The sequence below is a fragment of the Dyella nitratireducens genome (assembly GCF_014642835.1).
In the GTDB taxonomy this organism is placed as follows: Bacteria; Pseudomonadota; Gammaproteobacteria; order Xanthomonadales; family Rhodanobacteraceae; genus Dyella_B; species Dyella_B nitratireducens.
This window is the reverse complement of sequence record NZ_BMJA01000004.1, coordinates 3,678-24,532: the sequence shown is the minus strand read 5'-3', so window position 1 is coordinate 24,532 and position 20,855 is coordinate 3,678. Positions and strand designations below refer to the sequence as shown.

Below are 20,855 nucleotides of genomic sequence, written 5' to 3'. Positions count from 1 at the left end.
CGCAACATCAATCGCTCATAGGTGAGACGCCACGTTGCCGACAATCAAGCTGCCGAAGCCGGTGGTGTAATCCCAGCCTGCCGCTGCGCTTTCACCGTTGTTGTTACCCGACGTCACATCATGGAAGTCGGTCGAATAGTTGGACGCGGCATCCTGGTAGATCAGCGGCGCGGCAAAGCCGGGATTGCTGCCCTTCGCCTGGATGATGAGCGCCCACGACCCAACGAACAGCGGTGACGCCAAGCTGGTGCCGCCGATCTGCTGGGATTGCCCATCCACGATCACCTGCGAACCGGTATCCGGGCTGGCATTGAACGCAATGTCCGGCACGCCGCGGAACTGCGAGCTGCCATTCTGTCCCACACCTTGCTGCCAGCTTGGAATCGACTCGATCGTGCTGGGGCTGCCGCCTGTGGCACCTTCGTTTTCGCTGAGGTTGTTCCAGACCGTTTCATCCGCCCAGGTCGTAGTGTTGTTGGTGTAGAGCTCGGTGCCACCCACCGCGACCACATACGGCGAGCTGGCCGGATAGCTCGGTGTGATGCCGCCAGTGCCACACTCATCAGCACCCGAGTCGCCGGACGATACCGAGAAGGTCTGTCCTTGCGATTCCGCCTGCTCGAAAATCTGATCATCCGTTGACGTCGGTGCATTGGTTTCGCACTCGCCCAGAGACACGTTGATCACCGGCACAGCGTTGGCAGAGACCACGGCGTTGTAGTCGGTAGTGAGGTCCGAATCGTTGAGCGACGCCGCGTCATACAGCACCAGCTGCTGCACGCCACCGGTCATGCCGACGATATCCTGCGAATCCAGATCCCATTCGCCATCACCACTGGTATCGCTGCTGCCGCTGCCGACCACCTGCACGTTGACGGTCGCAAGACCATTGTTGCTGGTGAACTGCTGCAGATCGCTCTCCACATTGGTCATGCTGCCTTCGGTGATGATGCCCACGGAAACCGAGGTGGCCGCGGCAAGGCTGCTTGCACCATAGATGGCGTTGTAGTCCGTGGGATTGTGCGCCACGGCCGAGCCGTTGGCGTCCGTATGCACGGCATGCGGATTCACGCGATGCGCAAAGGTGTGCGCAATATGCACGGTCTGCGTGCCCAACACTTCCAGCACCGTATCCTGCAACGCGGCAGGAATCTTCACGTCGCTGGCGTTGGCGTACGCATCACGGCCATCGTGCGTATGCACGTGCACGAACGTGGTGTTGAAAGCTGCCTGCGCGGTATCGGCATGGCCATAGCCTTCCACCAGCATACGGTTGGGCGCGATCGTGACCTTGCTGAAACCGGCCTTGGTCAAATAATCGGCCACTGCCTTGGCCTGGCTTGCCGTCGGCGCGTATTGCGCCTTGAACTGCTCCGGCGTCAGCGGCTTGTGGCCGGGCTTGGCCAGATAGGCATCCAACTGCGCCTTGTTGCGCAACTTCAGCGACACCACGATGTGCATCGGCCGCGAGAAGGCCAGTGGACCAACCACCGTATCTCCCTTATGCAAGACCGTTGCATGCTTGACGCTCACCATCGCATCCACATTGCTCTGCGCAGCGGCAAATACCGACGTGGCGCTCGCCACAGTCAAAGCAACCACCAGCGACTTGATACGAAGACTTGCCATGTTTACCTCCCACAAGAATTGAGGACGAACGAACCCGATGGAGCCATGCAAGGCCCCATGACTTATCGCAATCGCAATTAAAAAATCACGCGACTCCCCGAGTCTCGGTGAACTGCTGCTCCTCCCTGCGCTCCCCATGCGAGCAGTACCGACGGAACACTCAAGCGGCGCACAGGCATTTCAGTGCCGCTACGGAAATCATTCGCTCACTCCCTGTGGCGAACGGCCGAGACATTAGGTGTGCAAATCGATGCGCGTCAATTGCTGCCGCGCGGGTTGGCCGTTGCAAATTAACCAGGGTTCATCAGTGTGTACACGCGAAACGATTCGGGGTCACGCATGTTTGGGAGGATCAGGCTTCACAGCTCTGTCACGCATCACGCTGCAGCAGCAAGCTCAACGACAGCCAGTGCCTGAGTCACGCACACCTTGCGTTTGTTTGAAACATTTTCGAATCGTGAAGGAATGACCTCGCGCGAGGTTTTTCAACAGCGCGATGATCATCGCAAACCATACGCACATCTTCGCCGCAAGCTTTCTGCAAGCATCGTCTTCACACATGCACACACGCCGAAATGTGCCTCAACGCACATCGGCGCGTGTGTCACCTTGTTAGATCACAGCACTATTTGCCAGCGTCCTGGCCCTTGCTCAAATCAATCATCGGAATGGAACCCGCACCCACCACCTGCGGAAGAATCCCGTTCCAATGCTGCAGACCGTAGAAACGGGTGTATTCCGGATCATTCTTCAGCGCCTGCCCCACCGTTTCGATGGCCTTTGCCTGGGCTTGTGCCTGCAGCACGGTAGCCTGCGCCTCACCGTTGGCACGCTCCACCGCGGCGGTTGCTTCGGCCTGGGCAGTGACGGTTTTCTGTTCGCCTTCGTAGCGTTTCTGCGCCACCGTGTTTTCGGCCTGCACCGCCAGATTCTTGGCGCGCACGGCCTCCTCGATGGATTGATCGAAAACCGGCGAGTAGTGAATGCCGACCAGTTGCACATCGATCACCTCGACATCGAACAGGCGCTGCAAGGCTTCACTGATGTCCTTGCGCATTTGCGTCGTGATCTGCGCGCGCTGGTCGGAAATGGTCAGCGTGTTGTAGCGCGCGAATGCGGCCAATGCCCGATCACGCACTACCGGCAGGATGGTGGCTTCAATATCCACCGATCCGGCCCGCCCGACGTGATAGAGCAGGTTCATCACCGCGGAGGTCGGTATCTGGTAGATCAAGCTGACGTCGATGGTGACCTTCTGGTTGTCATTGGTATAGACGTCCAATCCGTTCAAGGTATAAACCGAACGGCTCGTTTGCAGGCGATCCACCGTTTCAAAGAACGGCACCTTGAAGTGCACGCCCGTCGTGAGGGGCGCGGAAGTCATCGGCGTACCGCCCATCCAGCGCGTGCCGACTTCCTCACTGGGTGACACCACGAAAACACTGTTCAACAGCAAAATGATGACGACAAGCACGACCAGCAGCCCGCCGAAGCGAAAGCGGGCGAAGAACGCGCGAGGGTCCTTGGGCGGCAAGCTGAGCATGAACGATCCCCTTCCTGATATTGGCGGCATCTTGCCGCAATGCCGCTGCATTGACGAGTGACCAGGCCCTGCCGCCGCCCGCTTTGCGAAGAATTTACGCAGCCAGGTGCCATCGCATATAGCGCTTTTACCTGGGCAGGCGCGACCATGCGCCATCCGCAAAACATGCGATGCAGGTGCGTTACCGTGACCATCATGATCGTGCAAGGCCCCCAGGCTCAGGCGTCCTCCCTAAGCCGCGAACTATTGGGGCAGCTGAAGCAATTGGCATTGGCGGCGGGGCGGACGGTTGAAGTGTGTACCTGCACGGGCTTGCGCGAGTTCGTCGCCCGGGTACGCACCGCTCGTCCACACCATACGGAATTCATGGTGCTCGCACCCGGCATGCTTGCCCAGCAATCGCAGTTGCATCCGGAAGCCGGCCTTGGCGATGCGCTCGATGCGCTGAACATGCCTTACGTCGAGGTGCAGGACGGCGAGGATTCGCTGGAAGCCGGCAGCGCTTCGCACCACGGACCACTGGCCACCGTGGTCGTCAACGGCGATGCGTGCACCAGCTATAGCATTGCGCTAGGCATTGCACTGAAACGACTCGCCGCCTGATCACGCCACCACCCGGAGCATGCGAGACTGATGCGCATGCTGATCCGGCCGGCGCAACCCGAAGATACGTTGAGCGTAGCGCGCGTGCACGTGCGCGCATGGCAAGTGGGCTATCGCCATCTGCTGCCCGACGACTACCTTACCCAACTGCATCCGGAAGAACGCGCTCGACGCTACGACTTCGCCAACCAGGACATGCAACGCCCCAAGACCTTGGTCGTGGAAGAAGACGGCGCCATTCGTGGCTTTGCCACCACGTCACCGGCACGCGATGCGGATATGCCCGGATGCGGCGAGCTGTGCGCACTTTACGTGGATCCCGATTGGTGGGGCCATGGCCTCGGCACCGCATTGCTATCCGCTGCACGGCACCGCCTCGTCGAACAGGGATACCGCCATGCCACACTCTGGCTGCTGGCCGGCAATCTACGCGCTAGCAGCCTGTATCGCGCAGACGGCTGGGCTCCCGACGGACAGGCCCGCACGGAGAACATCTGGGGCGTGACCGTGCACGAAATCCGTTATCGCCGCTCATTGGTCTAGGCGACACACTGCGCCCTACCCATTGCGTCAGGTGACGCAGGAAGTCACAGGAGCACCGCGGGTCAACGCCCCGCAGCTGGTATTGCGGACATCCGCAGGTAACTCGCTGATTTAGGCAAAACAAGCACTTCCACGCACTATCACCGCGCGCTCTAAAACCGGCTGAGCACTCTTTAAGCAACCCGGCCACGCTCCACCCTTGGCGCACTTCCTGCTTGACGAAATCAAGACCGCACCTGCGAGTCACTGAAGCATTCAAGAAAAAGCAGACGCTCGGGAGGGGGCGGTGTCAAGGCGCAAAGACGGCGGCATCGAGATGGTTTCCAAACTGCCCTGGCAGGCCGGCCTCGTCCTCGGCGCAGCGGGCTATGTCGCCATGCGCTATGGACTGGCCTGGTGCATGACCACGTTTGGCGGCCCCACCGGCCAGGCGCTGGGCAGCTCGCTCGACGATGGTGCCTACGCTCCCGCTGCCTGGTTGCTGCTGATCGCCTGCTGGCTTGCCGCACTGATTTCCTATCTCGACAGCCGGCGCCGGCACCGGCTGCTTGCCTCGCAAACCGGCCTGCGCAGCTTGAGTGCGATGGATTGGCGCGAATTCGAAATGCTGGTCGGCGAAGCCTTTCGGCGACAAGGTTACAAGGTGCGTGAAATCGGGCTTGGCGGTGCAGACGGCGGCATCGATCTGATCCTGCACAAAGACAGCGCGACCATCCTCGTGCAGTGCAAGCAATGGCGCACCAAGCTGGTCGACGTACGCGTGGTGCGCGAAATGTACGGCCTGCTCATGCATCACCGCGCCGACGCGGTAAAAATCGTCGCCATCGGCCATTACACCGATGATGCGCAACGCTTCGTGCACGGCAAGCCGATCGAGCTGATTTCGGGCGAGGCTTTGCTGGCGATGGTGCGGGAATGCCAGGCTGCAACGCGGCAGCCCAAGCACGCTTGAGCCTTACCGTTACGTCCTGAACAAGGCCGCCTGCCCGCGCAACACACCCGCCTGGTCGACCAACTGCCAGACAGTCCCGTCGTTGATCCAAAAAGTGCGCGCCGATTTGCTGATACGCAATCCGCGATAGCCGGTTGCAAACCCTTGCTTGCTGACCTGCTCCAGAAACTGTCTTCTGTCTTCCACTTGCTGCGGCGGCGCGGACAATCGGGACGGAAGCTCCATCAGTTCCTCCCAGGAATATTCAAAGCAGCGTTGCGCAGCAACGTTGCCGTAGATGAACCGGGGATCGGCACGCGTGTCATGGGCCAGCAGTCCGAACGGCGCCTCCTCATAGAGCCAGCGAATCGCCTGCTCATCCGTGAGGGTGGGATCGACCAGCGGCTGGCCAAGCCAGCGGGCATAACTATCTGCAAGCAAGCGATAAAGCGTCGAAGCTGCGCCGGGAAGATTCATAAGAGTCCATGCAAGCAATGATGCTGGGGAAATCAAGCAAAGGACGGAGCATGCGCCACGCTTTATAAATTCTTCAACCGCGGATTGGGGCCAACGATCTGGCGGCTGTCGACAGGCACCTCGACAAGCATGGAAGGGCGATCGCGCCGATAGGCTTCCTGCATGATGTCGGCAAGATTGCTCAAGTCAGGCGAAACCCGAACGCTCGACCATCCACATGCGCGTGCCATCGCCCCGAAATCGATGCGCTCCAACTCACCGTGATATCGACGCGCCGGTGTATCGGGCAGAACTTTCGAAAGCCCCTGCTCCACGATCCCGTAGTTGGCGTTATCGAGCACGAACAAGCTGATGCCAAGTTGCCGGGCTTCTACCAGGCAACCGCCGTAGAGCCGAAAGCAACCGTCACCGGAAAACACGAAAACGTGCTTGTCCGGCGCGGCGATTTTTGCGCCCAAACCAAGACCGTAGGCACCACCCATGGCGGAACCGCGGTACAAGGAATACATCCTCGCATGCGGGTGAGGGCGCTGGGTTACATATTGGCGATCCTTGTAGGCCAGGCAAACATCGTCGAAACCTACGCTGTCCGGCTGCCACAAACCATCCAGCTTTTCATAGAAAGCCACGATGTCGACGGCACTACCATGCACGCCGCCACGCATACCCATGTTGAGATTCGTATAAAGCGGCAAGTCCTCATTGCAAACCTGAGGATGCGCCTGACACCAAAGAATCGTCTCGCGCAGGATCGCCTCGACGTCGCCGGCCGTCTGCTGGAACTCCCCCGTCACCTGGTGTCGAAAACTTCCATGCAAACTCCCATACAAGTGCGCGTTGCCCGTGATGTTCCACACCAGGCCGGCCTTGGCAGGAGAAAAATTGGCAGTGTATTCATCGCCGCAAAAGCCGATCGTGATGAGCATGTCATGCTCATTCAAGCCATCCCAAAGCTCCGTGGCGCAGTCGTTCCCACCAAAACCCAGATAACCGCAGGCGTAAGGATTGTCTCTGGCTATCGCGTTTGCGCCATTGATGCTCCATACGATCGGCGCCTTCAGCACCTCGCACAGCCGTGACGTAAGGTAAGGCAGATTCCGGCAGCGCGATGCCTCGTCACCGGCCATGACCACGATTCGGCCCTTTCGCCGCGGCGAAAGATGGCGCTGAAGAAACGCGTCCAAACTTTCATGACTCACCGCATTCTGCCGATGGAACGCCAAACCGCCACCCGGCGCGCGAGACGTCATCTCCGACAACGCATCGGGCGGCATGACCAGCACCACGGGTTTCGACTGATTCAACTGATCCCGCGCAGCCGCGAGTTGCTCATCTAGCATCTCGATGTCATCCAGCACGAACGTGCCTTGCGGCAGCTCCGCCATCAGCTGGCCGATCATGTTGCTGCCGGATTCAGTGGTGTCTTGCAGAGGCGATTGATACGCCATGCTCGATGGCGTGGCGGCGATCAGATAGACGGCCGGGATATTGTGAAACTTGGCGTCGCTCAGGCCGCACAACAGAAGCTTGCTTGCCGCGCCCGTGGTGGCCGCTGCGGCAGCGATTTCGCCGGTTGCAAGATAGTGGCCCAGCGGGACGAAGCCTGCCGCATATTCGCCGACGGTAAAGAACTCCATCTGGCCGCTGCGCGCGCGATGCGGCAGGTAAGGGTCCATATGCTTCAACAAATGGACCAGCCCGCCACCCGTGACACCGGCGCAAACCTTGATGCCCCACTCCGCCATGGCATCGAGCACATGCTCGTAGCCGATGCGTGGTTCGACGACAACCATGAGAACCCCCTGTGACATGTCCATGGCAATGAGAAAAAGCTGCCCGCTCGAGCATCAAACGGAGCCCGAGGATGGTGACGATGACGCGCGGCAAACCTGCCGTTATCCGGTTTGCGCAAACAAATCGAAAAGCCATGCCGCTTGCATGCCGTTGCGGGGACGCATGCTCCTTACTTCGTCAAGCGGATTTCGTGATCGATGCTATGGCCGGTTAAGTACGATAAGTAGGAACTGCCGCACAAAAGGTGTGCGATTTCCGTTTTTGCGTATAACTTTCCGCAAATGGTTTGCTTTGACGGAATGCTCACGGTATTGCTTCATCAAATCTGCCGATGAAAAGCGAATGTCGAAGATATTGTGTCCTTCAGAGGACGCATTTGGACCAACGCCGTGAACTTAAGGTCCGCGTCAATGCTGTTTCAGAGTACGGCGTCATTCCGGCGAAGGCCGGCACGCGGGGAGAGCACATGGATGTGCTCGGCTTTGAGGAGCGAGGAATCCATGCTTCGTACTTGCGATGGATTCCGGCCTTCGCCGGAATGACGACAAGGAGAGTCATAGATATCGTGAACAGCGGCCGCTCTAGTCGATCGCAACGCCAGCTTGTTCCAGCAACTTACGCAACTCGCCGAGCTGCGCCTCATACCTCTTCCAACGCCCAACCGCATCGCGATACACCGGCGCCCGCACCTGCCACGCATTGGGTGTATTGACCGGCGCCACATTACGCTCGGATTGCAGACACGCATCATCCCAAGGCAGCCCGCAGAATGCGAGCAACTCCCGCACGGTCGCTTCCTGCTCCGCCACCAGATCTTCGTAGCGAACCTCGAAAATCCTGCCCGGAAACACGCGACGCCAGTGCGCCATCAGGCGATCGAAGCCAACGTAATAGCGCCCTGTATCGAGCAGATCGAAGGAGTAGTCGTAGTAGGACGTCTCCTGCTCGAACAGATGCCGGAAGTTGCCCAGGCAGGTATCCAGCGGATGGCGGCGCAGGCAGATGATCTTCGCATCCGGCAACGCACTGGCGATAAAGCCGGCGTAGAGAAAATTGTGCGGCAGCTTGTCGATGAAATGTTTTGCGTGCTCGGCATGCGGACGCGTGGCCGCCAGATAATCCGCGCCCAGCTGCCGCCAATCGATATGTTGCGCACGTGCAGGCAATGACGGATCAAGCAGCAATGGTACGTTGCCGCCGTATTGCCGCTGCAACGTTGCGGGGAAATCCTGCAGCTCGCCCGCTGAATAGACATCCGGATGGCTGGAAAGGATGCGATCGAGCAAGGTGGTGCCGGTGCGCGGCATGCCGATGACGAAGATCGGTCCATCCCCGGCTTCACCCTGCCCTGCCGGCGCAGATGAAAAACTTGCTTGCAAGCGTTGAAAAATCGCCTCGTCACGCTGCACCGATTGAACACGCCGCTCTCGCCCCACGGATTTGCCACGACGGTAGTGCTCAAAGGCGGACGCATAATCGCCGAGGTCGTCGAATTCCTTGGCCAGCGCCATATTCAGATAAAGCTGCGCAGCCGGCTGATTCGGATAACGCGGCAACAACGCGCGCAGCCGTTCGACGTGATTGCGCTCCGCCGTCTGCCTGCGAAGTTGCGCAAGATTGAGATGTGCGATCCCGTAGCCAGGATCGATGCGGACACAATGCTCCAGTTCCTGCTCAGCCGCTGCTTCATCACCCATCGCCGTCAACGCATAGGCAAGATTGAAGCGCGCCTGCGGATGGTTGGGCACCATCGTCACCAACCGGCGAAAAGCCGATACGGACTGTTCGTGCGCATGCGCCTGGCTGTAAACCACACCCAGCGTGTCCAACGTCATCGGATCTCCCGGCCCCAATGTCATCGCACGATCCGCCACCAGTCGTGCCTCCTGCAGCCGCCGGGTAAGCGCCAGGGCTTTGGCATATTGCGCGGCGAAATCGGCGCGGTTGGGTTCGAGCGTCGTCGCGACCTGCAATAGGTCTACCGATTTCTGCGGTTGCTGCAGTTGCATGTACGCCACGCCCGCCATGAATGGCGCCATCGCGTCCCGTGGCGCCAGCGGCTGTAGCTCCCCGGCAAGCTGCAGCACGCGTGGCCATTCGTTGCGGTTGAAGGCGTGGATGAGGCGGGCCTGGAGGTCGGGCAAGGCGGTCATGGTGGATTCGGGCGATGCATCAAGAGGAATGCTATCGGCCAATGTAACGGGTCTTGTCCGCGATCGGTACATGCCTGCTGCGTAGGTTGGGGTGCAAACCCCAACATTGCCATGTATGGCATCGCGCCATATTGGGGTTTGCACCCTGATATATCCCCACGATTTGCTGAGGAAACGGACGCGCACGTGGAGGTGGACCATTGCCTGCGGCGCTTTCGGACCCTAAAGGGCCCGAGTCACTTTTCTTTGCTGGCCCAAAGAAAAGTAACCCAAAGAAATGGCCTGAAGAACTCATGGCACTACGCAGGTTACAAGCCTGAACGTTTAAGGCCCTGCGATGATGGTTGACTCGCCCGCTTCCACCACGTTGCGATACCGCGAGGCGCCAAAGCACTGAGGACTTAAAGCAAGCCCGCCAAACGCCGAGGTCTGCTTTAAGCCCTCAGCGTCACGGCGCCTCGCGACATAGCGGGGACGTGTAACCTTGGGCGGCCAACTTTCCGTATAGATGTGAACGTTCAGGCTTTTACCCCTCCCATGCCGCGAGCCTTTTAGGCCATTTCTTTGGGTTACTTTTCTTTGGGCCAACAAAGAAAAGTGACTCGGTCGCCTACGGCGATCGAAAGCGCCGCAGGCAATGGTTCGCCTCCACGCGCGACTCGCTTCCTTCGCAGTATCGCCTTCTCAAACCGCAAAAAACGCGAGGATACGCCAGGGTGTAAACCCCAACCGACGAACCCCGACTCTCCAGATGGCATACGATAAGGATTCCCCATCTCCCGCAGGCAACCCCATGTTTCAACCCCATAACCTGCTACAAGCTTTCGATCGCGTCACCGATTACTGGTCGCCCAAAGTCATTGGCCGCGTCAACGATCAATTACTCAAGGTAGCGAAGCTGAAAGGCCATCTGGTGTGGCACGCACACGATGACGAGGATGAACTGTTCTACGTCGTGAAAGGCCAGATGCGCATCGAGCTGGAACAGCAAATCATCCACCTGGGCGAAGGTGACTTCTTCACCGTGCCACGTGGCATTCGCCACAATCCCGTCGCGGAAGAAGAGTGCTGGATCATGCTGATCGAACCCGCGTCGACCAAGCACACCGGCGATGAGATCACTCCGCAGACGCGCAGCCTGGACGAACAGCTCTCGTAATGTACTTGGCACTCACACAATCACATGCGGCACAAACCGCGACGTATCCCGTGTAATCAGCGTTGCATCCTCACGAATCCCCATCCCCGCCGGTGTATCGCCAACCACCCAGCTGCCGATCAACGGAAAACCACCTTCGAAGCGCGGCAGTGGATGGAAGGCCTGCCGAATCACCGGGCACCGCGTGTATCGTCCCGGCGAGCTGACACCTTCGCCATTGGGCAAGGTGATCTCGACATTCGCCCCTTCGCGCGAAAACAGCGGCTTTCTTACCCATCCTCGCGGCAAGAGCTGAGCAGGTTGTTCGTCGAAGTAAGCCGGCAGCAGATTGGGGTGGCCGGGATGGCGTTGCCATAGCAGCGGCATGATGCCCTTGTTGCTCAACACAGCCTTCCAGGGTGGCTCGATCAGCTGCAGGCCGGAATCCGGTAGATGGGAACCATATGCGTCGGCAAAGAGATGTTCCAGCGGATAGAGCTTGAACAGCGAGCCGATGATCTTGTTGTTCAAATCCGTAAACCGGCCCTGGCGCGTTATCCCGATATCTTCGATGGCGATCATGTCGCCATAGACACCGGCCTGCATGGCGCAATCGCGCAGGTATTCAATGGTGCCCTGGTCTTCCAGGCTGCTGCGTACGGCCGTGAAGTAGAACGGCCGCGGCAACGACTTGCCGATCGTGGCAAACGCCAGAATCAGCAACTCCTGCAGTTGATTGTATTGATCCGTGTTCGGTGCAAGCTTGCCGCGTTGCTGTTGTTCTTCCAACCAGATCCACTGAAAGAATGCCGCTTCGTAGACGGAGGTAGGCGTGTCGTAGTTGAGCTCGTAGAGCTTGACCGGGCCGTGGCCGTCGTAGACCAGATCCATGCGGCCATACAGATGTGACTGTCGTTGGCGCCAGGATGCAGCGATCCAATCCCAATACTGCGCGGGAATGGCAAGCTTGGTCATCAAAGAATCACTAGCGACGACCTCCTCTACCAACGCCATGGCCATCTGATGCAGCTCACCGGTAGGCGCCTCGATATCACGCTCGATCTGCTGCAGCGTGAACGCGTAATACGCGGATTCGTCCCAATAAGCTTCGCCGTTGATGGAATGAAACTGAAAGCCGTATCGCTCGGCAGTCGTCCGCCAATCCGGGCGTGGATCAATGGCAATACGCTTCACGCACCTGCACCTTAGCTGCCGTGACCACCTTCGCCACCCTCACCACCAAAGCCGCCGCGCCCGGTGGTGTCGCCCTCGCCCACGGCTTCACTGGATGGGGTGGAGCGCCATCCACCTGCGCTGCCGGTATATCCGCCACCACTGCCGCCACCGGAATAAATGTGTCCGTAGTGCGGCGAATAATCCGTATTGTCGCGCTTGCGAAACACCGGGCCGGCTGGGTAGTAGGTGGTCTGGCTGCTGCGAATGATGCGGCCGATCAGGAATCCGCTCATCACCGGGGCCCAGGCCGTGCCCAATGCGGCAGCACTTTCACGACAGGTGTCCAGGCTGTAATCCTGCGCGCACTGTTCTCGCGTTGCATAGCGAGGCCCTTCGTCGGTCGCATCCGCCACGGCTTCGACGTACGCCGCTTCGCAGCTGGCTTCCGGCACACCTGCGGCGGTGCAACTGCTCAATGACGTGAAGGTCTGCTGGCTTTTTTGCCCGTTATCACAAGCTGTGATGACGAGCGGCGTCAGTCCCATGACAACCAGCGACACCGTCCTGGATCGTTTCATGCCATCCCCTGATAGGCATTTTGATGGGACGATGGTAAATCAAAACGCCATCAGCCCGCCTGCACCGCACAGCCCCCGTTGCGCTTGGCCATATACATCCGCTCATCGGCGCGAATGCACAACCCGTGTGGTGTCTGCGCATCATCCGGAAATATCGCCAGGCCAATACTTGCCCCAATCTGCAAGGTATGGCCCTCGATTGACAGTGGTGTGTCCAGTAATTGCTGGAGTGCACAGGCAACGTCGGTAGCCTCCTTGCGTGTAATCGGCCCTTCCAGTACGACCGAGAATTCATCGCCACCCGTGCGCGCCAGCGTGTCGATGCGCCGCAACCGTCCGTTGAACAGGCGCGCCACCTGCTGCAAAACCGCATCGCCCACGTGATGCCCGAGGGTATCGTTCACCTGCTTGAAGCCATCCAGATCGATGGCCAGCATGGCCATGCGCGCATGGCGCTGACGCCCGCGCTCGATCGCGCCGCTGATGCGATCCTGGAACAGGCGCCGGTTCGGCAAGCCCGTCAAGGCATCGTGCTGCGCCAGATGCTGGTTGCGCTTCACCTGCCCCTCCAGCAGCAGCAGGATCATGCCCACGGCCACCAGATACTTGGGCAGGTTCCACACCTCGGCGCCCACCTGGACCTTCGGCCAGAACAGGTCAAACAGCATGCCGACGGGAAACACCAGCGACCATGCCAGCAAGCCAAGCGCCGTGACCACGAATCCACCGGTCCTACGCTGCTTGGAAAAAACAAATTGCAGGCAGCAGATGAAATAAACGACGAATAGCGGCAGCACACCCATCAGATCGGCGCCGTGCGCGGAGAACTGCCAGCGCAACAAGGCGATCGCCAGTGCGGTATTGAGCCCCACGGTAATCCATCGGGTCGCAGGCCGTTCGGCATGCGGTGTCATCGCGACGATAGCCAGCGGCACCAGCGCGAACAGGCTGGCAGCCACCACCATCAGGCCATGCGGCACCGACGATAGCGACGTCAACGCCAGATAAAACGTATAGACGGCCGACATGGCCCAGAACAGCAAGCGGCTTTCCCTTTGATGGAGTCGCGCGTCCACGGACCAGCAGAACAATGCCGCGCACCACACCAGTGCGGAGGTACCGACGATATCCGCAAGCACGCCGCCCCATCCGGGCAGGTCGAGGAACGAATAAGCGGCGAAATGCAGCTCGACGCAAATCCAGCCCGCCAGCCAAAGCCGCGTCATCATATTGCCGGCGGGACGCGACACCGTCACGAACGCATAGATCAGCAATCCAACCGCTAGCAGATCAGGAAATTCTCTCCAGGACATTCACTCGCCCCACGCCGGTGGGAAACCTCATATGTAATCGGCCGTACTGCTATATGGGTTATGCGACGTCCTTATCCCCTAAAACACCAAACTGCAGGGTCAAATCCCATGCATGACTCGTGCCGTCAATGTCGTCTTGGAGAAACCCGGGCATGTGCCTGCCACCCAAGATGCCCATGGCAGGTACCAGCATCACGGGATGAACAGAAACTCCCTTGCGCGAGACCTGCCATAAAATCGGCAGTGAGAGGCATTTCTTTAGCAACCGGCGAAGCCGGCATGCTCGCCGTGAAGGTCACGCCGTGCTTGCGCGAAGTGTGTTGAACGCCTCGCATCTGCGAGCCCCTGCCCCTGTCGTTACGCGCTATTAATCAGTGCTTTTGTCCTGCGAGGCAACAGATAAAAAGCTTGCAGTAGTTGAATCGATCCAAATTTCACCATGGCTTCGCAGGATGACGAAAAAAGCCGAGGGGTCTCCCCCTCGGCTTTGCTTTCGAACGCACCGCTTGCCGCTTAGTTCGACTCAGTGAACTGGATATACGGCGAAGAACCACCCACTGCACTGCAGCTGCCCAGGTTCAGGTTGTTGCTCTCGCCCGTGCTGCCATCATTGGCAACGCAAGTCGGCGCCGTGGTGGAACCATAGGTGCCGGCCACCCTCACCGTGATCGACGAGCCGCTGTTGAAGTCGGCTTCCGAACCGCCCGCGTTGCCCACCACGTTGAACTCCGACTGGTGCCATACCTTGGCCAGATACACCACGCTGTCCTTGCCGCTCGCGCTGTAAGCCTTGCCCGAGTAGGTCACCGTGATCGTGTCATTGCCACCCGACGCCGCCGAGCCCGTAACGCTCAAGCTGGCGAGCGACGTAGCCGGCACGTCCGGCAGGCTGACGTAGGAGCTGTTGCGATAGCAATCGCCGCCACCATCGCTGCCCCAGCCACTCGGGCAGCTGGTGCCGCCGTAGCCGATCAACCAATACTGCATGAAGCCGGCGGCTTCACCCTGGGTCTCATAATCCGGCGCGTACACGAACTGCTGCCACACGGTGCAACCGGAGTGGCTCTTGCATGCCGACGTGGTAGAGGTGAACTGCGAGTTGACCTGCAGCGAGTATTCGTTCGCACCGAGAATGCCGCCATCGCCATAAGCTGGAACGCCCACGCCCTGCTCTGAGGTCACGCCCGTTACCGTCGGGAAGCTGCCAACGGTCTTGCTGATCAGGTCCGAACCCGGCGCCTGCATCACATAGTCATTGCCATTGCCGGCGGTTTCCGGCTGCAAATGCTGTTGCTTCACTTTGGCCGGCAGGGTATGCACGCGCGGCGTCAACTGTTTGCACGCCACCTGTTCCCAGATGATGCTTGGATAATTTGCTTCGAAGCAGCCTTCCGACGGCGTGGCGATCTGCCCCATGTTTTCACGCCAGGCTTGACGTGCGACCGCTTCGATCGGGCCCACTTGCTGATCCGTCTGCCCCAGAACATCCGTAGGCTGCGCCGCAAACGCCGCGGGAACACAGGCAGCACTGATAAGACCAGCCAAAAGCGCGTACTTGAACTTTGCTTGCATTTTTGATTCTCCCCAGAAACAAAAGTGGCAATCAATTCGACTCCGGACCATCCGAGAGCCGCGGTACAACAACAGCGACTGCATCCATGCAACACAACAACAAGCCTCTTGATCAAAGAGGCCCCATGACAAACTCATCGACGTAGAGCGCAGTCGCTTCGCCAAATCATCCCTACACTCTGAAGACGTACATGGCGGTAGTTCCCCTACCTGCCGCGGCGCGTGTTTTTCGCGCTCAACTATTTCTCGGACACAGCAAACTCCAGCAGCCACGTTGCGATCAACGCAGCCAAAAATCAGTGCAGAAATGGTTTCCCCTCAGACCCTAAAGGCGCATTCGCATTGCGTCTCCCACATCACGTTCAAGCCTCGCAACCTCGCCAGGAATTCGACTTTGCTCGGTTGGCTCTTGGAGGATGCAGAGCGATATGTGTAGGAAACGTGATACGCGCCCTACGCAAAAGCTTGCGCCAAATTGGCAAGTAACTCTAATTTCGAGACATGTTTTTTTGCCTTGAGACAACACAGAAATCTGGCCCGTAGAGATAAGCAATACGGCCCGCAATGACTGCAGAACAGATCACAGTTTTTTGTAGGTGACGTCGAAGCCTGCGTTGGCGATGTTAAAGCTCATACCTGGTGACCCTCTCAGCTTGGTTACTCCCGGATCAGGTTTGGAATAACCAGGCCCACGCACTAAAGAGCCCTTATTTTCGGCCGTTAAATAAAGCAACGGCATGGGCAACCAAGGCTGCGCATTAGCAGTCTCCCTACCCGGCTGCCAAGCAATGACGCATTCAGCGCGCTACGCTGGAAGCGTCGTACGACCAGGGGGGAGGACGACATGTTTGAAGCATTCCGGCAAGGCACGCCAGTAGAGCTCTGGCAAGCACTGATGCAGGAGGCATACGGACAAACCGGGCGGCGGCTCGACGAGTCGAGCGAGAGCTACCTGGTATTCGTGTTGTTGCGATATCAAGCCGACCACCAACTGCTGTCGCATACGCAAGGTGTGGAATGGCTGCAGGCGCTGGAACTGGTGGGCCGCGCACGCACCGATGCACTCCGCGATGTCGGCGATCGTTGCCTGCTGGTAGCCGGCCTGTTCCCCGGCCTGGCTGAGCGACGGCGAGTAAGTGTGGATTACTTCATCACCATCGGGCGCAGTGCTTATCAAGGTGTTGCCGACGCCACGCGGCAAGCCTATGCGGGGCTATACGAACAACTTGCGCGCAGCTATCACGAATTGGTGCGTACCTTGGATGCGATGCGGACGCTATCGAAGGTACCTAGCGTACCGGTGGTTACACACTGATCCATTCCTGGCGCGCAAGTTGAGGGCGCTACCTTGTGGGCACCTGCGTCCAGGCACGAAATATGCTCGCCAGCCCCTGTGTGTCCAAACAAGTGTCCGGACACACAGGGCAACCGTCCGCGGACATTTGAATGCATTCTCGGGTGAAGCAAAAACAGCTTAAAAATGGCCGTTTTTGAGAACACATACCTTGGCATGGCCTATGCAGTACCTACCACGCAAGCCCACCGATCCGCCAAGGAGAACAGCCATGAAATTCGAAACGATGATGCTCAACAGCCTGTTCGTCGCATGCATGGTTATCTGTGTGACGGCGCTGGGCTCAATGCTTGCCTGAGCAGGCAGGTTGCATTGCAAATCCCAACATTGCCATCTGCACACCGCGCAATGTTGGGGTTTTCATCTCAACCCATACGGCTACCGATCAGATCTTCGAGTGGTCTTTGATCCGGGTATCGTCGGCAATCCAGTTTGTTTCCCAGGTCTTGCCGTCATCGGCAGAAAATGCCTGCTCGAAATGGATGGCGTCGGCACTGCGCGGCGTAATCACAAAACGTACCGTGATGGGTTTGCCGTCCAAGGTTTCCTTGTCGTAGAACACACCGCGTCCATTCGTGAAGCCACCCACGTTGGGAACGCCAAACGTACCGCTTCGTCGATTGGTTACATACAGATTCCACTGGCGACTGGCAGGGTCGTAGAGCCGGAACGACGCAAGCTGTAGATGGCTGGAAGCATTCTTCATATCCAGCTCCACCAGGTTTGCCAGGCCATTCCATACTTTATGCACGACGGTAATGCCGTCGTAGTCGACCCAATTTTTTGAACCCGTCAACGGCTGCTTCAGCAGCGACACATGCGTCTTCCATGTGCCGAACTCAAAATCGAAATCATGCTGACCGTCATGCGCTGTCATCGCCGTTGTAGCTGCGCTGGTGTCTGACTGTGCCCTGTCAGGCAACAGGCCAGCGGCTATCACCAAGCAACCTGCCAGCCATGGGATAAAAAATTTCTTCATTGCAGTCATGGCACGCCACCTTTATGCCCAATGCGATTCGACGCATGTCACTCAACCTTGCGTGCCCGTGCCCGACGGTTGCGGAGCAAGTGGCAAGCAAACGCACCTGGTTCCAGGACTTGTTGATCAGCACCATGTGCTTTTGCGGAAACGTTCGGGATAGAAGCTAGAGCGATAAGTGGCTTGTAAAAATAGCCACTTCGATGTAAGCAGACATGGCCACTTTGAAAAACGTCACCGCTGGCCCACTGCTTTGTCCGGGGAAATATCGCCCGCACTCACCGCTATGCTTGGTAGTTCGTCGTCCCGGCGAAAGCCGGGACCTAGCGACTTGAAGAGCGTCAAAGTCACTGGACCCCGGCTTTCGCCGGGGCGACGAATCGGAAGCGTTGAATTTGCCGGCAAAAGTCGCTGCGCCTCTTAAAAAAATTCAGCCCACCAACGCCAAAGCATCAGCCCCAGCCACCACACGAATCGGACACGCTGGATCATTCGCCGCACGCCACACGGCTTCCGCGACATCCACCGACCGCGTGACAGCCGTTGCCGTTTCCCATCCGGCGAAAACGCTTTGCACCAAGCCAGCATAGGGCTCGGGGAAGCCTGCCTGCATTCGCGAGCGTGCGTTTTCGCCAAAGCGCGTCTCCGGCGCGCGTCCTGGCAACACCAAGTTCACTCGCACATGGAAGGCCTTCAATTCCAACGCCAGCGACTCGGTAAACGCATTCACCGCCGCCTTGCTCGCGGTATACACGGAAAGCAACGGCAGCGACCGCAACGTCACACTCGACGTGACATTCACGATCACACCGGCGTTTCGTTGCCGAAACTGCGGCAGCACTGCCTGCGTCATGGCGATCGTACCGAGCGTGTTCGTCTCGAAGAGTTCGCGTGCGATCGTCATCGGCGTACCTTCAAGCGCGTTCAGCATGCCAATACCTGCATTGTTGACCAGCACATCGATCGGCCCTGCCGCATCCACCACCTGGCGAATGCTTTCCGAATCGGTAACGTCCAGAGCAAGCACGCGCAGATGCTCGGAATGCGGCAGAACGTCTTCGCGCGGCGTACGCATCGTGGCGATGACCTTCCAGTCGCGATCGAGGAAGTACCGGGCGATTTCAAGGCCGAATCCAGATGAGCATCCAGTGATCAGAACAGTTTTCATGAGGGTTCCTGTGGTGGGCTTCATGCCGAAACGATAGGCCCAGGCGGCAGGACTTACTACAATCAAGAGTCCAGCTTTCTTTTGCAGGAGTCCGAAAATGGCCGATCCGCTAGCCGAGGTGGTCACGCTGCTCCAGCCGGGCGCCCGGTACTCGAAAGTCGTCAGTGGCGCCAGCCGCTGGCGCATTCGCCGGACCGAGTTCGGGCAACCCTATTACTGCGCGATCCTCGAAGGATCCTGCTGCCTCTCGGTCGACGGACATGAGCCACTCACCCTCGAGGCAACTGACTTTGTCCTGGTGCCCGCCGCGCACAACTTCACGATGACAAGCCTCGAGCCACCGGTATCGACGGACATCGATACACCACCCACCGCACTGCCCAATGGCGAATTCAGACTCGGCACACAAGACGTGCCACCTGATATTCGATTGCTGGTAGGCCACTGCGTCTTCGATTCGCCGGACGCAGCCTTGCTGGTTTCTCTTTTACCGCAGCTTGTGCACGTTCGCGGCGAGAAGCGGCTGGCTACTCTCGTGCAGTTGGTAGGGGACGAATCGCGCGCGCAGCGGCCCGCACGTGACGTCATCCTGGCACGTCTGCTGGAAGTACTTTTTATCGAAGCCTTGCGATCCACGGCGGGCACATCGGCATCACCGGGCCTGCTGCGCGGGCTTGCCGATACACGCCTCGCGGTCGCGATCCGGCGGATGCACGAAAGCCCGACCCGCGCTTGGACAGTCGTGCAGCTGGCGAAAGAAGCCGCGCTCTCCCGCTCTGCGTTCTTCGAGCGATTCAACCGCGCGGTCGGCGTCGCCCCCATGGAATACCTGCTCACCTGGCGCATGGCATTGGCGAAGAACCTGTTGCGACGGAAGGAGGTTGGCGTCGCTGAAGTTGCCGAACGTGTCGGTTACAGCTCCGCCAGCACATTCAGCGTTGCGTTCACCCGCCACGTCGGCGTGTCACCAACGCGCTATGCACAGGAGCAAGTGGCATAGCGCTTTCGCGCGCCATTCCCGCTGCCCTTCTTTGCGGTTGAGTGCTGCTTGGATCGGCATCCCAACCTGGTCGGCGATTCCTTATTCTTCGCGATAAGCGTCACACAGACGCCATGCGGGAATCCCATGTCTTGAGCTTCAAAAGCTCATTGCCAAGCCATGCTCGCATGGCGGGATCACGCACCTCGAACAAGTCGAACATGCCCAATGCGCGCAGTACCGGCAATTGCGCCACCAGTGCGGGCTCCACCCGCTTGCGTACCGACTCTGGCGTAGCGGGATCCAGTAATTGATGTGCACAAGCCACAAAAGTTTCCAGTGGCGACGAATGAAATTCGGTATTCGACGTGGGCAGTTCGATCGCGGACATACAGACATCCTCTTTGCATCAACATGCCAGTGGTCTGGCTGAAGAACAGACACTCAAAGTCGAACAAAAAATCCCTGACCGATGTGCATGTCTTCGAACGTGCGTGTTTGACGAAGCGTTGACAAACGTCGTTGCGAAAACGACGTTCGGCAGCGTGGCGCAGCCTTTATGGGAATAGGCCAGATAAACGCGACATAATTTTCGATCCAGGAAACGGCCGCGGCGAACCCATTTTCGCCTCCGCACCTTCTTACTCTGTGTACGTGCACACACGGACTTCATCGGTCCCTATTGAGATGGAGAAAGCGTGTTGATGCATCCCCCCTTTTTCCGTCATTCCGGCAATCGTCAAAGTTCGCGTCAATGCTGTTTGAGAGCGAGTCGTCATTCCGGCGAAAGCCGGCACGCGGGGAGAGCACATGGATGTGCTCGGCTTTGAGGAGCGAGGAATCCATGCTCCGTGCTTGCCATGGATTCCGGCCTTCGCCCATTGCTGTCCGGGGAAGATTTTGCTGAAGCTCATAAAACTGCCGC

The 20,855-nt window shown here is 58.7% G+C and carries 18 protein-coding genes; 6 read left to right on the top strand and 12 right to left on the bottom strand.

Annotated elements, in window-relative coordinates; genetic code table 11:
• Positions 1–15: 15 nt before the first annotated feature.
• Together IEX75_RS18875 and IEX75_RS18870 are read right to left on the bottom strand one after the other, a co-directional pair.
• Positions 16–1,629, bottom strand: a complete 1,614-nt coding sequence (locus IEX75_RS18875) for a S53 family peptidase (RefSeq protein WP_188796664.1) — start codon at positions 1,627–1,629, stop codon at positions 16–18.
• A gap of 625 nt (positions 1,630–2,254) precedes the next feature.
• Positions 2,255–3,172: an SPFH domain-containing protein gene (locus IEX75_RS18870; protein WP_188796662.1), complete on the bottom strand. Its 918-nt coding sequence runs from the start codon at positions 3,170–3,172 to the stop codon at positions 2,255–2,257.
• Positions 3,173–3,358: 186 nt separating this feature from the next.
• Between IEX75_RS18870 and IEX75_RS18865 the strand changes: the two genes are divergently transcribed.
• The 3 genes from IEX75_RS18865 (at position 3,359) to IEX75_RS18855 (ending at position 5,270) form a co-directional block, all read left to right on the top strand.
• Positions 3,359–3,775 (top strand): hypothetical protein, encoded by a 417-nt coding sequence (locus tag IEX75_RS18865; protein WP_188796660.1) that lies wholly within the window; start codon positions 3,359–3,361, stop codon positions 3,773–3,775.
• Between the two features lie 30 nt (positions 3,776–3,805).
• Entirely contained in the window at positions 3,806–4,318 is a 513-nt protein-coding gene (locus IEX75_RS18860; protein WP_229720965.1) for a GNAT family N-acetyltransferase, read from the top strand.
• Positions 4,319–4,604: 286 nt separating this feature from the next.
• Positions 4,605–5,270: a restriction endonuclease gene (locus tag IEX75_RS18855; protein ID WP_229720964.1), complete on the top strand. Its 666-nt coding sequence runs from the start codon at positions 4,605–4,607 to the stop codon at positions 5,268–5,270.
• 9 nt (positions 5,271–5,279) lie between these two features.
• Here IEX75_RS18855 and IEX75_RS18850 read toward each other — a convergent pair whose 3' ends face one another.
• From IEX75_RS18850 to IEX75_RS18840, 3 genes are all read right to left on the bottom strand, one after another.
• A complete protein-coding gene (locus IEX75_RS18850; protein ID WP_188796658.1) occupies positions 5,280–5,726 on the bottom strand; it encodes an MEKHLA domain-containing protein in 447 nt (148 codons plus the stop codon).
• Positions 5,727–5,788: 62 nt separating this feature from the next.
• Entirely contained in the window at positions 5,789–7,519 is a 1,731-nt protein-coding gene (locus IEX75_RS18845; RefSeq protein WP_229720963.1) for a thiamine pyrophosphate-dependent enzyme, read from the bottom strand.
• A 582-nt stretch (positions 7,520–8,101) separates the two neighbouring features.
• Positions 8,102–9,673 carry a tetratricopeptide repeat-containing sulfotransferase family protein gene (locus IEX75_RS18840; RefSeq protein WP_188796654.1) on the bottom strand — a complete coding sequence of 524 codons (1,572 nt, stop codon included), beginning with the start codon at positions 9,671–9,673 and terminating at the stop codon, positions 8,102–8,104.
• 793 nt (positions 9,674–10,466) lie between these two features.
• Here IEX75_RS18840 and IEX75_RS18835 point away from each other — a divergent pair.
• Positions 10,467–10,832 carry a cupin domain-containing protein gene (locus tag IEX75_RS18835; RefSeq protein WP_188796652.1) on the top strand — a complete coding sequence of 122 codons (366 nt, stop codon included), beginning with the start codon at positions 10,467–10,469 and terminating at the stop codon, positions 10,830–10,832.
• Between the two features lie 12 nt (positions 10,833–10,844).
• On the opposite strand, the gene IEX75_RS18830 is transcribed toward IEX75_RS18835, so the two are convergent.
• The 4 genes from IEX75_RS18830 to IEX75_RS18815 all read right to left on the bottom strand — a co-directional run bounded on the left by IEX75_RS18830 (position 10,845) and on the right by IEX75_RS18815 (position 15,450).
• Positions 10,845–12,005, bottom strand: coding sequence for a glutathionylspermidine synthase family protein (locus IEX75_RS18830; RefSeq protein WP_188796650.1), 1,161 nt, complete (start codon positions 12,003–12,005; stop codon positions 10,845–10,847).
• Positions 12,006–12,016: 11 nt separating this feature from the next.
• The gene (locus IEX75_RS18825; protein ID WP_188796648.1) at positions 12,017–12,565 is read right to left on the bottom strand and encodes a DUF1190 domain-containing protein; all 549 of its coding nucleotides are present in this window, start codon (positions 12,563–12,565) and stop codon (positions 12,017–12,019) included.
• 50 nt (positions 12,566–12,615) lie between these two features.
• Positions 12,616–13,878 carry a sensor domain-containing diguanylate cyclase gene (locus IEX75_RS18820; protein WP_188796646.1) on the bottom strand — a complete coding sequence of 421 codons (1,263 nt, stop codon included), beginning with the start codon at positions 13,876–13,878 and terminating at the stop codon, positions 12,616–12,618.
• Between the two features lie 513 nt (positions 13,879–14,391).
• Complete coding sequence (locus IEX75_RS18815) at positions 14,392–15,450, bottom strand: hypothetical protein (protein ID WP_188796644.1); 1,059 nt, start codon at positions 15,448–15,450, stop codon at positions 14,392–14,394.
• Positions 15,451–16,294: 844 nt separating this feature from the next.
• Here IEX75_RS18815 and IEX75_RS18810 point away from each other — a divergent pair.
• The gene (locus IEX75_RS18810) at positions 16,295–16,765 is read left to right on the top strand and encodes a hypothetical protein (RefSeq protein ID WP_188796641.1); all 471 of its coding nucleotides are present in this window, start codon (positions 16,295–16,297) and stop codon (positions 16,763–16,765) included.
• A gap of 424 nt (positions 16,766–17,189) precedes the next feature.
• On the opposite strand, the gene IEX75_RS18805 is transcribed toward IEX75_RS18810, so the two are convergent.
• Positions 17,190–17,792, bottom strand: coding sequence for a hypothetical protein (locus IEX75_RS18805; protein WP_188796640.1), 603 nt, complete (start codon positions 17,790–17,792; stop codon positions 17,190–17,192).
• 421 nt (positions 17,793–18,213) lie between these two features.
• Positions 18,214–18,951, bottom strand: a complete 738-nt coding sequence (locus tag IEX75_RS18800; RefSeq protein ID WP_188796638.1) for an SDR family oxidoreductase — start codon at positions 18,949–18,951, stop codon at positions 18,214–18,216.
• A gap of 97 nt (positions 18,952–19,048) precedes the next feature.
• On the opposite strand from IEX75_RS18800, the gene IEX75_RS18795 reads away from it, so the two are divergent.
• The gene (locus IEX75_RS18795) at positions 19,049–19,951 is read left to right on the top strand and encodes an AraC family transcriptional regulator (protein ID WP_188796636.1); all 903 of its coding nucleotides are present in this window, start codon (positions 19,049–19,051) and stop codon (positions 19,949–19,951) included.
• A gap of 100 nt (positions 19,952–20,051) precedes the next feature.
• Here the strand turns inward: IEX75_RS18795 and IEX75_RS18790 are convergent, their stop codons facing one another.
• Positions 20,052–20,321 carry a hypothetical protein gene (locus IEX75_RS18790; protein ID WP_188796632.1) on the bottom strand — a complete coding sequence of 90 codons (270 nt, stop codon included), beginning with the start codon at positions 20,319–20,321 and terminating at the stop codon, positions 20,052–20,054.
• Positions 20,322–20,855 lie beyond the last annotated feature (534 nt).